Origin of the sequence: Curtobacterium sp. 24E2 (genome assembly GCF_016925595.1) — a bacterium.
Lineage (GTDB): Bacteria > Actinomycetota > Actinomycetes > Actinomycetales > Microbacteriaceae > Curtobacterium.
On the sequence record NZ_CP068987.1, the window covers coordinates 3,183,592 to 3,195,848 of the forward strand.

Consider the following 12,257-nt stretch of genomic DNA (forward strand, 5'->3'; position numbering starts at 1 on the left):
CCAGACCGGCTCGACGTTCAAGGCGTTCACGCTGCTGGACTGGATCAAGACCGGGCACGGGCTGAACGAGACGGTGAACGGTACGGCGCGCGTCGTCAGTCCGTGGACCCGATGTGGTGAGACCGACTACACCAGGTTCGATGTGTCGAACGACTCCCCGGCGAGAACGGCAACTACAGCGTCCTCGGAGCGACGGCTGGCTCCATCAACGGCGCCTTCGCTTCCATGGCACAGAAGCTCGACCTCTGCGACATCAAGAACATCGCTCAAGACTTCGGTGTGCACCGTGCGGACGGCACCGAGCTCCGCGACAACCCGTCCTTCATCCTCGGAACCAACGAGATCGCGCCGATGACGATGGCTGCCGCGTACGCGGCCATCGCGAACAACGGCATCTACTGCGCTCCCGTCGCCATCGAGCAGATCACGAACGCTGACGGCAAGAAGCTCGGCGGTCAGCAGAAGAGCTGCAAGCAAGCCATCGATCCGGCTGTCGCCCAGACTGCCGTCTACGCGATGAAGCGCACCATCACCAGCGGTACGGCACGGGGTGCTCAGACGCCCGATGGCCAGCAGCTGTTCGCCAAGACCGGCACCACCGACGAGGCGGAGCAGATCTGGTTGGTCGGAGCGAGCTCCCGGGTCGCCACCGCCTACTGGCAGGGCAACACCGACGGCAAGAAGATCAACCTCCGGCACTTCAGCAACGGTGTGAACGGGACGTACGCGGGCACCCGAGCGGAGGTCTGGCGGCAGGCGCAGACACCGGTGAACGCTGCCTACCCGGGCGGAGCGTTCACGGACCCGTCGCCGACCTCGATCCGGGGCAACAGCTCGCCGGTGCCCGACGTGTCGGGCAAGTCGGCCGCCGATGCCAAGGCGACGCTGGCAGCAGCTGGGTTCACGTACGTGGACGGTGGCGCACAGCCAGGAGCCCAGAAGGCCGGCACCGTGACCTCGACGTCCCCGTCGGCGGGTTCCTTTCTGTCGAAGAACTCGAGCGTCACCGTGTACACCTCCGACGGCTCGCAGATCACGGTCCCCTCGGTGACCGGCAAGCCCCTCGCCGACGCCCGCGCGCAGCTCAACGAGGTCGGACTGACGAACGTCGCGATCTCCGACCAGTTCGCCAAGGGCGGCGGGGACAAGGAGTGCCGCGTCGCTGCGGTCGACCCGGGCGTGCACACGGACGCCAGCAAGGGCTCGACGGTCACGCTGACGCTGTACGGCGACAAGAACGGCAAGGCGCCCAAGGACTGCAAGTGACCCGCGGCCGCGCCGCCCTCGGGGTCATCGGAGCCGGCGCGGCCGTCGGCGCCGCTGCGTTCGCCTGGGGATCCCTGGTCGAGCGCCGACGCTTCGGCATCCGGTGGGAGACCGTCCCGGTCCTCCCGCCGGGGTCGCGTGACGTCACCGTCCTCCATCTCTCCGACATCCACATGGCCCCGTGGCAGGCCGACAAGCAGCAGTGGCTGCGCGACCTGTCGCTGGTCGAGCCGGACTTCATCGTCAACACCGGTGACAACCTCGGACACGCGACGGCGAATGCCGCCGTGGAGTACGCGCTGGAGCCGTTCCGCGGCGTCCCCGGCGTCTTCGCGTACGGGTCGAACGACTTCTTCGGGCCGTCGCCGCGCAACCCGCTGAAGTACTTCTCCGGTCCGAGCCGGATGCACGGCGGAGCGAAGCCCGTCGAACTCGACATCGACCGGCAGACGGCGTTCTTCGAGTCCCTCGGTTGGCTCGACCTGAACGACCACGCCCACGCCGTCGAGCTCCGCGGCTCGCGCTTCGAGCTGTTCGGCACCTCGGACGCCCACCGCGACTGGGACCGCCTCGACCTGCTCCCCACGAACGTCGACGAGATGCGCGGCGAGGTGCCCTGGTCAGAGGACGAGGACGGCCCCACTCCCGTCGCGATCGGTGTCACGCACGCGCCCTACCGCCGTGTGCTCGACGCCTTCGTCACCCAGGGCGCAGACGTCATCTTCGCCGGGCACACGCACGGCGGCCAGGTCCAGGTCCCCGGGGTCGGTGCCCTCGTCACGAACAGCGACCTGCCCCGCCGGTACGTCAGCGGACTGCACAAGTGGGAGCACCGGAACCACTGGTCGTGGCTCGAGGTCTCGGCCGGTCTCGGCACCTCGATCTACGCGCCCGTGCGCTTCGCTTGCCGCCCCGAGGCGGTCGTCGTCACCCTCACCGCCCGCACCTCCTGACGACGCGCCCGGGAGTTCGCCGGATGGTCGTGAGCACCCCGATCATCGGATAGTATTGTCGGGTTGCTCCGGTACGGAGTGATCACACCGCGGGGTGTGGCGCAGCTTGGTAGCGCGCCTCGTTCGGGACGAGGAGGTCGCAGGTTCAAATCCTGTCACCCCGACACTGTGTTGAGACAGTACGAAGAAGGCCCTGGTTCTCCGGAACCGGGGCCTTCTTCTTGTTCACGGTGGGGCGCTCGGTACTACACCTTCCGACACACGACGTGACCGCTGCTCCTCCGGCTGCGACGACGCGGCTAGCCTCGACAGCGATGTCACGCACCGACCACCTCCGCCCGGTCCTCGAACGGATCGCCGCACAGTTCCCCGAGCTCGCCGACGACCCGGTCCTCACGCGGAACCTCGTCGACAACGTGACGTCGATGGTCGCCGAGGCACACGAGCGCTACGTCGCCGGTGCCGAGGACAGCGTGGTGAGCGGCGCGTACCTCGATCCGGACCACCTGGCCACCGGCTCTCTGCACGCCGAGCAGTCCCAGCACCCGGCCGGCGCGATGCTCGCCGCGGAGATGCTCTTCGACGCCTACCTGCCGGTCTTCGTGGACGAGGTCCGCGCGGAGTCCACCGCCGAGGTCCTGCGCGCCACCCGGGCCCTGCATGCGGGCATCTGGAGCCGGTTCCCCGCCGGGGCCGTCGCCTACACGGAAGCGCTGCGCCAGCGCGTCACGACGGCGCACCTGGACTCCCGCACGCAGATCGCCCGAGACCTGCACGACCGCGTGGCGCACGGCATCCTCGCCGGGCTGCAGCGACTCGACCTGGTGCTGCTGACCGATCCCCCGGCCGGCGAACGGGCCGACCAACTCGACGACGCCGCACGGCTGCTGCGCGGAGCACTCGGCGACGTGCAGGACCTCGCGGTGAGCCTGCACGCCCGCGTCGGCGACTCCCTGCTCGACGATGCGGTCGCCCGGCACGCCAGGGACCTGTTCGCCGACGACGACCGTCTGTCGTTCAGCACCACGGGTACGCCCGAGCACCTGCCGAACTGGCAGGCCGAGGAAGCACTGACGATCCTGCTCGAGGCGCTCACGAACCGGCGGAAGCACGCTGCGGACTCCGCCGCCGAGGTGCACTTCGCGTGGACCCAGGCCGCCCTCGTCGTGACGGTGTCCGACGACGGTCCGGGCTTCGACCCCGCCGCCGACACTGATGGGCGCCTCGGGCAGCAGACCATGCGCGAGCGAGCCGCCGTCATCGGGGCGCGACTCGACGTCGAGAGCACCCCGAGTACCGGCACCGACACCGGCACTGGTTCCGGCACCACCGTCCGCCTGACGATCCCGAGGGGGACGCTGTGACCGTCACGCATGTCGCCATCGTCGACGACCACCAGCTGTTCCGCGAAGGACTGGCCACGATCCTCGCGGCCGTCCCCACGATCCGTGTGGTCGCACACGGCGAGCGTCCGTCCGACGTCCTCGACTCCCCCGAGGCTGCCGCCATCGACGTCCTGCTCCTCGACGTCGAGCTCGACGGCCGACGCGCTCGCACCACGATCGCCACGGTGCGCCGAACCCGTCCGGACATCCGCGTGGTGGTGCTCACGATGCACCGGGATGCCGTCCTGCGCCGGACACTGCTCGACGCCGGCGCGGTCGACTTCGTGACGAAGGACACCCCGAGCCGCGAGCTCGTCAACCGCATCGCACGGGCCGCGCACGCCGACGCCGCGCCGGTGACGTTCCCGATCGACCTGGTCAGCGAGGCCCGCGCGGGCTCACCGCTCAGTGACCGCGAACTCGAGGTCCTGCGGCTCCTGGCGGCCGCACGCACCAACGCCGAGATCGCGGCGGACCTGCAACTCGCGATCGGCACGGTCAAGCGGCACGTCTACAACGTGTTCCGCAAGCTCGACGTCGGTTCGCGGGTCGGCGCCGTGGCTGCAGCGACGCGCCTGGGCCTGCTCACCTGAGGCTCCGCTCCACTTGGTGAGCAGAAATGGTCGGGTGCCCGACGGCGACCCGACCATTTCTGCTCACCAAGCGAACTCGAACTAGACCGACGCCCCCGCGGACGCCGACGCACCCGCGGGCACGAGCCGCCCCGCGGCGTGCAACCCCGCGATGACGTCGAGCGCCTGGTGCCGGTACCGCGCCTGCGCAGCCCCCGGCGCGACGATCACGCCGTTCGCCCCGGTGGACTCCACGAGCGCGTTGATCTTGTCCGCCACCTGGTCGGCGGTGCCGTACGCCTGGCGCTCGGTCCGCGCGGCGATGAACCGACGCTCGAGGTCGTTGAACTCGTACGCACGGGCCTCGTCCATCGAGACCGGCTCGGGCTTCGCCCCCTGCCGCATCCGGATGAACGAGATCATCCCGGGAGCGCTCTGCTCGTCGACGACGGCCGGGTCCTCGTCGGTGACGACCTGCACGCCGATGAGTGCGTTCGGCGTCTGGCGGAACCGCGAGGGCCGGAACGAATCGCGGTACAGCGCGAGCGCCGCCTCGGTGTTGTCCGACGCGAAGTGGTGGGCGAAGGCGAACGAGACGCCGAGCGCCCCGGCCACCTGCGCGCTGTACCCGGAGGAACCGAGCAGCCAGAACTCCGGCACGTCGCCGAACCCGGGGACGGCACGGATGCGGGACAGCGGGTTCGACTCGTCCATGCCGGTGAAGAACCCGATCAGGTCGGCGAGGCGGTCCGGGAAGTCGTCGACGTCGAGCCGGTCGGTGCGGCGCAGCGCCATCGCGGTCGCCCCGTCGGTGCCCGGCGCACGGCCGAGCCCCAGGTCGACGCGGTCGCCGTACAGCGCACGGAGCGTGCCGAACTGCTCGGCGATGACGAGGGGTGCATGGTTCGGCAGCATGACACCGCCGGAACCGATGCGGATGGTCGAGGTGGCCGCGCCGACGGCGCTCAGCAGGACCGCGGGGGCCGACGAGGTGATGCCGGGCATGCCGTGGTGCTCGGCGACCCAGAACCGCTCGTAGCCGAGCTTCTCGGCGTGGACCGCCATGTCGATCGAGCCCTGCAGGGCTTCGGTGTTGGACTGGCCGTACTCGCGCGTCGCCAGGTCCAGGACGGACAGGTGCAGGGTGTCGTCGCTCATGTGGTCACCAACGCGCGCCGCGGCACACGCATTCCACGACGAGACCGCCTCCTCCACCGGTCAGGACACGCCGTCGTCCGCCAGCCGACCGGTCACCAGGCGTCGCCCGGACGTCGCACAAGCGACGGTTCGCGACCGAACGGCGGACGCATGCGGCGCGCCTTGGACGTCAGGCGCGACGGCCGGGAGGCCCGTGGCGGGGCTGCACCGCGCCTCCAGGCCGTCTGCGGTCGCGTCTCGGACGCCGAGCGGTCACGACGTGCTGCGCGCACCGCGCGGACCGGTCACGTCCGGTCGCCCGACGAGCGCACCGCCGACGCGACGCGACCGCTCGACGAACCCGAGCGGGGTGTCGTGACCGGCCGACGGGCGCGACCGCTCAGGCGCCGTCGAGCCGGCCGCCGGACTCCGTCAGGTAGCAGTTGGCGCAGAGCGACTCGTAGGCCACGTCGACGCCGTCGATGGCGACCTGCGAGCCGTCGAAGACGAACCGGCCGTCGACGGTGCGGGCGTTGAAGACGGCCTTGCGACCGCACCGGCAGATCGTCTTGAGCTCTTCGAGCGAGTGTGCGACCTCGAGCAGACGTGCGCTGCCCGGGAACGCCTCGGTGCGGAAGTCGGTGCGGATGCCGTACGTGATCACCGGGATCTCGTCGAGGACCGCGATGCGCAGCAGGTCGTCGACCTGTCGCGGGGTGAGGAACTGCGCCTCGTCGACCAGCACGCAGCTGACGGCGCGGACCATGCCGTCGAGGCGGTCGGACTGGGGGTCGACGGCGCCGGCCGCGGCGACCGCGGACCGGACGTCGGCATCAGGGGCGAAGACCAGGTCGACGGTGCGGGTGACACCGAGGCGGGACACGATCTCACGGTCGCCCTTGGTGTCCACCGCGGGCTTCGCGAGCAGGACCCGGTGACCGCGCTCTTCGTAGTTGTAAGCAGCCTGCAGGAGCCCCGTGCTCTTGCCGCTGTTCATCGCGCCGTAGCGGAAGTAGAGCTTCGCCACTACGCGAGGAACCCGTCCTCGGCGGCCCGCCGGATCAGGTCGGACTTCTTCGAGGCGGGACGGCCGACCTTGCTGTACTTCTCGCGGACCCGGCGCAGGTAGGTCTTCGCGGTCTCGTACTGCACGTTCATCTGCGCGGCGACCTCGTTGGTCGAGTAGCCGGACACGTACAGCCGCAGCGCTTCTTCCTCGCCGTGGCTGAGCTTCGGACGCTGGTGTGCGGCCGCGCCGGTGGGCAGCGGACGCCACTCGCGCGGCTGCGGGGTCTCGCGTGCGACGCCCATGATCTCGCGGGCGACGTCCATGACCTCGCGCATCGGCAGGGACTTCGACAGGAACGCCGCGGCGCCTGCTGCCAGGGCACGGTCGCGGGATTCGCGGCTGTCGACGCTGGAGAGCACGATCACCTTCGCGCCGGCGGCACGGCAGGTGCGGACACGGGCCTCGATCGAGACGGGTTCCTTGAGCTGGAAGTCGAGGAACACCAGGTCGGTCGGGAAGCTGTCGCTGTGGACCATCTCGAGCCAGGTGTGCGCGGTCAGGGCCAGGTCGAAGTCGAACGCGTTCACCGCGATCCAGCTCGACAGGCTGTCCAGCAGCACCTCGTGGTCGTCGAGGATGGCCAACCGCACACGTCGTGCCCCCGGGTTCGGGAGGGACGGGGACCCCTCCGAGAGCCTGTTCGGGTCAGTGCTGGTCATAGGAGAACCTTAGTGCGAGGGCGGACGGACGAACCGCGACGTCGAGGTCGGGGAACGTCACACGGAGGACGGCGAAGTAGGGGTCGAAGGTGTGGTGGATCCCGATGTCGGAGTCGGCCACGGCGAGGTCGAGTGCGAGCAGCACGCGGGCGCCGCGGGCAGGGTCGGTGCGGGCCGGGTCGGCGCGTGCTGGATCGCCGCGGGTGGCCGCGCCGTCCTGCCCGTCCGCGCGCCGCACCGTTGCGCGGAACCCGGCAGGGTCGACGGTCGAGGCACGGAAGGCCGCCCGGAGGAACGTCCGCACCACGGAGCGCTGGTCGGCGTCGAGCAACGCGGTGAGCCCGTCCGGGTCGTCGACGACCGGGGCGTCTGCGCCCTCGACCCGCACGGCCTGCTCGAACCAGGTGCGGTCCGCGTCGGCGACCATCGCCCGGCGGATGCCGTCGGCGATCAGTCGTGCCCGTTCGCGGTCGGCGTCGGTGATGACATCCCGCGTGCGCAGCTCGGCGAAGAACGGCGCGACGTCGCGGGCGAGGATCGTCGACCGGTCCTGCTGCACGCTCGCCGCGATGCCGTCCCGCTCCGCACGCTCGACGGAGTAGGAACCGGCCCGGATCTGCACCCGCTCGGCCAGGCCCGCGAACGTCCACGCGAAGACGGCCGACGCAGCGGTCAGCACCAGGGTCGGCGCCGCCGCCAGGAAGGCTGCGACGGCGACGGGGATCTCGTGCGGGAACGTCGCGGCGCCGACGCCCCAGGTCACGGCGTTGACGACGGCGAGCAGGGCGCCGCCGATGGTCAGGTCCGTCCACGGCCGGTACGGCGCGACCATGACGATGCCGGTCGCGGTGATGAGCGACATGAAGTCGTTCAGGGCGCTGCGATCGGGTCCCCACTGCGCGGCGACGCTCGTCACCGCCGCCAGGCCGAGCAGGCCGACGTGCGCGACGAACGCCCAGCGCGGGAACGGTGCGCGGAACGGACTCGAGGCGGTGAAGACGACCGCTGCCGACGCCGCGACCAGGATGACGGTGAGCGCGCTGAGGGTGGGGCTGCCCACGACGTCACGGTCGAACACGGACACCAGGAGCGCCCAGACGATGCTGGCGGCGCCGAGCCCGATCGCGAGCGGACGCGACCCCATCGCGCCGAGCGGGTCGTACTGCTGCGCGGTCCGACGGGCCTCGGCCGTGGCGCTCACCGGTCGGCTCCTTGCACGTCAGGGGCCGCGGCGTCGGTCGTGGGGGTGACCGGTCCGAACGGCACCGTCATCATCACGCTCGTCCCCGAACCGGGTGACGACCAGATCTGGACGTCGCCGCCCACCCGACCGATGCGGTCACGGACGGAGCCACGCAGGCCCATCCGGTCGGAGCCCGTGGAGTCCTCGTCGAAACCACGACCGTCGTCGACCACCATCACGGTGCACGATGAACCGTCGTCGAAGACGCTGACCTCGGCCGCGTCGACACCGGCGTGCTTGCGGACGTTGGCCAGACACTGCCCCACAGCGCGGACGAGCGCGGTGACGGCACGCTGGTCGAGCCGGTCGAGTGCGGACGGGTCGCCGGACACCGTGACGTCGAGACCGGCCGCACGGTGCTCGTCGACCATGACGGCGAACGCGTCGACCGCTGCACCCGGTCGCTGCCGGGCGTCCGGTGCCAGCCATCCCTTGCCGGTCAGGACGGCGACGTCGGCCTCGACGGTCCGCGCCAGGTGCGGGTCCATCGGCCCGTCGGGAGCCAGGGCGATCGCGTTGAGGTGGTTCAGGACGGTGTCGTGCAGGATCGCAGCGGCCTCGGCTTCGACCCCGGCACGGTACGCGGAGACGTGCTCCTCACGCGCCGACCGCAGCAGCTCCGGCTGCACCCGCTCCGACCGACCAGTGCTCCGGCTCGTGAACAGCACCAGGACGACCACGAAGCCGAGCGTCACCCAGGCGAGCACGAGGGGACGCGGCGGGCCGTCGGCCTGGACGACCGCGATCCACGTCGCCGCCCGACCGGTCAGGAACCCGAGGAAGGACCACAGCACCACGCGGCTCGGCAACGCGCCGGCACCGCCGACCAGGATGAGCGGGATGACCGCCAACGACAACAGGTACGAGGTGACCCAGCCCAACGGGACCTGCTGCTGCACGACCATCGCGAACCACCAGGCGCAGACGCCGCCGACGACCAGGAACGCGACCGCGGAGCGCCACGTGCCGAACTGCACGTGCACGCCGATCATGCCGAGCATCGGGACGAGCGCCAGGACCGCACTGATCACCTGTACGTCGGGCTCGGACAGCCGGTACAGCAACAGCGCGATCGCCGCCGCCACCAGCGACCCGATCGCACCGGCGTGGAAGGCCCGCACCGTCGACCACGCGTTCACTCGCGGAGCGAGGTGCGTGGGGATGCCGAGCACGAGATGGGTCCTTCCGGGTGGCGGGAATGCCGCCCACGATCAAACACCTCGGTGCTGACCGTGTACCCCGAAACAGCGTCCGTTCGGCGACCCGGTCGATGATACCGGCCCCCACGACGCACCGATGTCCCCCGAACGCGCGCACCTCGGTGCTCAGAACAACGTCTGCGTCGTGACCGGTCGGAGCAGACGGCGGTCGAAGCCCGGATCCGCACGCTTGAGCGGCGAGGCCGTGGGGATCGACTGTTCCTGCGGCACCGTCGAGGGGTCCGAGAAGCCCATCGACCCTGTCGCCGGGTCGACCCGCCCGAGGCCGACGCCGTGCGCCGCCAGGATCGGTCGGATGCGCTCCGACAGCCACCGGCGGTAGTCCTTCGGCGCGAAGGTGTTGTCGAGGTACATCGCCCGGTAGCGCGCCACCAGGTCGGGCCGTTCGCGTCCGAGCCACTCGAACCACCACGGCTTCACGCCCGGCCGCAGGTGCAGCGCGGAGTACATGACGCTCGTGGCGCCGGCCGCCGCAGCCCGACCGACGGCGTCGTCGAGGTGTGCACGGGTGTCGGTGATGTACGGCAGCACGGGCATGAGGAACACCGCACAGTCGAGCCCGGCGTCGCGGATCGCCCGCACGGTGGCGAGCCGCGCGGCCGTCGTGGGCGTGCCGGGCTCCACCGACTGCTGCAGGTCGTCGTCGTACACGGCGATCGACATCGCGAGGTCGACCGGCACCACCTTCGCCGCCTCGGCCAGGAGCGGCAGGTCGCGCCGGAGCAGCGTGCCCTTCGTCAGGATGCTGAACGGTGTGCGGCTGTCCGCCAACGCCTGGATCACCCCGGGCATCAGTCGGTACCGCCCCTCGGCCCGCTGGTACGGGTCGGTGTTCGTGCCGAGCGCGATCGGGTGGCGGTCCCACGTGGGCTTGCCGAGCTCGCGCCGCAGCACGTCGGCCACGTTCGTCTTCACGACGATCTGCTGGTCGAAGTCGGCGCCGCCGTCGAACTCGAGGTAGGTGTGCGTCGGCCGCGCGAAGCAGTACACGCACGCGTGGCTGCACCCCCGGTACGGGTTGATGGTCCACCCGTAGGTGCCGGAACCGTCGGCGCTCGGCACCCGGTTCAGCGCGCTCTTCGCCAGGACTTCGTGGAACGTGACGCCCGCGAACTCGGGCGTCGTCACACTGCGGACGAACCCGCTGTTCGACTCCATGCCCGGCAGCGCGTCGCTCTGCTCGGCATCGATCGCCTGTCCACTCCACCGCATGCCGTCATTCGAACACATGTTCGAACGGGCCGCAAGCCGGAGCTGGTCAGTGGTGCAGTCCGAGCACCTTCGCCGTGCGCTCGAGGGTGGCATCGGCCAGGGCGGCGTCGTCTCCGAGGTCCTGCCCGTAGGTCGGGACCATCTCGAGGACCGCGTCCTGCCAGGCGTCCCAACGGTCGGGGAAGCACTTCCGGAGCAGGCCGAGCATGATCGGCACCGCGGTCGACGCCCCCGGCGAGGCCCCGAGGAGCCCGGCGATCGAACCGTCGGCAGCCGTGATGACCTCGGTACCGAACTGCAGCACCCCGCCCTTGTCCTTGTCCGGCTTGATGACCTGCACCCGCTGGCCCGCGATGATCTTGTGCCAGTTCTCCGGCTCGGCGCTCGGCATGAAGTCGCGCAGCGCGTCGAACTTGGTCTGCTTCGAGGCGAGCAGCTGGCCGATCAGGTAGCGCACCAGGTCGAAGTTCGAGAACGCGACGCTCAGCATGGGGCGCAGGTTGTGCGGTCGGATCGACTTGAACAGGTCGAGCAGCGACCCCTGCTTCAGGAACTTCGGGCTGAACCCGGCGTACGGCCCGAACATCAGCGACGCGTTGCCGTCGACGATGCGGGTGTCCAGGTGCGGCACCGACATCGGCGGCGCACCGACGCTGGCCTTGCCGTAGACCTTGGCGGCGTGCTTCTGCACGACTTCGGGATCGTCGGTGCGCAGGAACTCGCCGGAGACCGGGAAGCCGCCGTACCCGCGGATCTCCGGGATGCCGGACTTCTGCAGCAGCTGCAGGGCCCCACCACCGGCACCGACGAAGACGAACTTCGCGGCGATCTTCTGCGTCGACCGACCGACCTCGTTGAGGACGTCGAGCGCCCAGCCGTCGAATTCCTTGCCCCGCGAGATGTTCTTGACCTGGTGGTTCGGTTCGAACTCGAGACCGTCGAGCTCGAGCTGGTCGAACAGCTGTCGGGTGAGCGACCCGAAGTCGACGTCGGAGCCCGCCGCCGAGTAGGTCGCCGCGATCGGCTGGTCCTTCTTGCGGCCGGGGATGAGCACGGGTGCCCACTTGCGGATCTGGGCGGGGTCGTCGGAGAACTCGATCCCGGCGAACAGCGGGTGCCCCCGCATCGCCTCGTACCGCTTGCGCATGTACTCGACGTTGTCCGCGCCCCAGACGAAGGAGATGTGCGGGGTCGGGTTGATGAAGTTGGACGGGTCGGGCAGCGCGCCGGTCTCGACCAGGTGCGACCAGAACTGCCGCGAGACCTGGAACTGCTCGTTGACCGTGACGGCCTTCGCGATCTCGACGCGACCGTCGGCGAGCTCGGGCGTGTAGTTCAACTCGCAGAGCGCGGAGTGCCCGGTGCCGGCGTTGTTCCACGGGTTCGAGGACTCCTGCGCGACGGCGCCGAGACGCTCGTAGACGCGGATCTTCCACGATGGCTCGAGCCGGTGGATGATCGCGCCGAGGGTGGCGCTCATGATGCCTCCCCCGACGAGGACGACATCGATCGGGTCCACCTGCTTCACTGCCACCCGTCGA

Annotated in this window: 11 protein-coding genes and 1 tRNA gene; 5 read left to right on the top strand and 7 right to left on the bottom strand. The window is 70.3% G+C overall.

Features of this window, described 5'->3' with window-relative positions:
* The first annotated feature begins 225 nt into the window (after window positions 1–225).
* The 5 genes from JN350_RS19765 (at window position 226) to JN350_RS15525 (ending at window position 4,197) form a co-directional block, all read left to right on the top strand.
* Complete coding sequence (locus JN350_RS19765) at window positions 226–1,266, top strand: PASTA domain-containing protein (protein WP_240347358.1); 1,041 nt, start codon at window positions 226–228, stop codon at window positions 1,264–1,266.
* On the top strand, window positions 1,263–2,219 hold the full coding sequence (locus tag JN350_RS15510) for a metallophosphoesterase (protein WP_205462752.1): 957 nt from the start codon (window positions 1,263–1,265) through the stop codon (window positions 2,217–2,219). The genes JN350_RS19765 and JN350_RS15510 overlap by 4 nt, the downstream gene beginning before the upstream one ends.
* A 90-nt stretch (window positions 2,220–2,309) precedes the next feature.
* Window positions 2,310–2,383: transfer RNA gene (locus JN350_RS15515), tRNA-Pro, on the top strand.
* Between the two features lie 150 nt (window positions 2,384–2,533).
* The gene (locus JN350_RS15520) at window positions 2,534–3,583 is read left to right on the top strand and encodes a sensor histidine kinase (protein ID WP_205462753.1); all 1,050 of its coding nucleotides are present in this window, start codon (window positions 2,534–2,536) and stop codon (window positions 3,581–3,583) included.
* On the top strand, window positions 3,580–4,197 hold the full coding sequence (locus tag JN350_RS15525) for a response regulator transcription factor (RefSeq protein ID WP_205462754.1): 618 nt from the start codon (window positions 3,580–3,582) through the stop codon (window positions 4,195–4,197). Before JN350_RS15520 ends, JN350_RS15525 begins: the two co-directional genes overlap by 4 nt.
* Window positions 4,198–4,278: 81 nt before the next feature.
* On the opposite strand, the gene JN350_RS15530 is transcribed toward JN350_RS15525, so the two are convergent.
* From JN350_RS15530 to JN350_RS15560, 7 genes are all read right to left on the bottom strand, one after another.
* Entirely contained in the window at window positions 4,279–5,334 is a 1,056-nt protein-coding gene (locus JN350_RS15530; RefSeq protein WP_205462755.1) for an LLM class flavin-dependent oxidoreductase, read from the bottom strand.
* A gap of 379 nt (window positions 5,335–5,713) precedes the next feature.
* Complete coding sequence (locus tag JN350_RS15535; RefSeq protein WP_205462756.1) at window positions 5,714–6,340, bottom strand: thymidine kinase; 627 nt, start codon at window positions 6,338–6,340, stop codon at window positions 5,714–5,716.
* Window positions 6,340–6,972: a response regulator transcription factor gene (locus JN350_RS15540; protein ID WP_111084224.1), complete on the bottom strand. Its 633-nt coding sequence runs from the start codon at window positions 6,970–6,972 to the stop codon at window positions 6,340–6,342. Before JN350_RS15540 ends, JN350_RS15535 begins: the two co-directional genes overlap by 1 nt.
* 55 nt (window positions 6,973–7,027) lie before the next feature.
* The gene (locus tag JN350_RS15545; protein WP_205462757.1) at window positions 7,028–8,242 is read right to left on the bottom strand and encodes a hypothetical protein; all 1,215 of its coding nucleotides are present in this window, start codon (window positions 8,240–8,242) and stop codon (window positions 7,028–7,030) included.
* Window positions 8,239–9,456 carry a sensor histidine kinase gene (locus JN350_RS15550; RefSeq protein WP_205462758.1) on the bottom strand — a complete coding sequence of 406 codons (1,218 nt, stop codon included), beginning with the start codon at window positions 9,454–9,456 and terminating at the stop codon, window positions 8,239–8,241. The genes JN350_RS15545 and JN350_RS15550 overlap by 4 nt, the downstream gene beginning before the upstream one ends.
* Before the next feature lie 153 nt (window positions 9,457–9,609).
* Window positions 9,610–10,716: an Rv2578c family radical SAM protein gene (locus tag JN350_RS15555; RefSeq protein WP_205462759.1), complete on the bottom strand. Its 1,107-nt coding sequence runs from the start codon at window positions 10,714–10,716 to the stop codon at window positions 9,610–9,612.
* 46 nt (window positions 10,717–10,762) lie between these two features.
* Window positions 10,763–12,250 carry a malate:quinone oxidoreductase gene (locus tag JN350_RS15560; protein ID WP_205462760.1) on the bottom strand — a complete coding sequence of 496 codons (1,488 nt, stop codon included), beginning with the start codon at window positions 12,248–12,250 and terminating at the stop codon, window positions 10,763–10,765.
* Window positions 12,251–12,257: the final 7 nt, after the last annotated feature.

Excerpts from the sequence above, each read along its gene's own strand:
- JN350_RS15520 (WP_205462753.1), top strand. The coding sequence starts at position 2,534 with ATGTCACGCACCGACCACCTCCGCCCGGTCCTCGAACGGATCGCCGCA.
- JN350_RS19765 (WP_240347358.1), top strand. The coding sequence starts at position 226 with ATGGCACAGAAGCTCGACCTCTGCGACATCAAGAACATCGCTCAAGAC.
- JN350_RS15530 (WP_205462755.1), bottom strand. The coding sequence starts at position 5,334 with ATGAGCGACGACACCCTGCACCTGTCCGTCCTGGACCTGGCGACGCGC.
- JN350_RS15555 (WP_205462759.1), bottom strand. The coding sequence starts at position 10,716 with ATGCGGTGGAGTGGACAGGCGATCGATGCCGAGCAGAGCGACGCGCTG.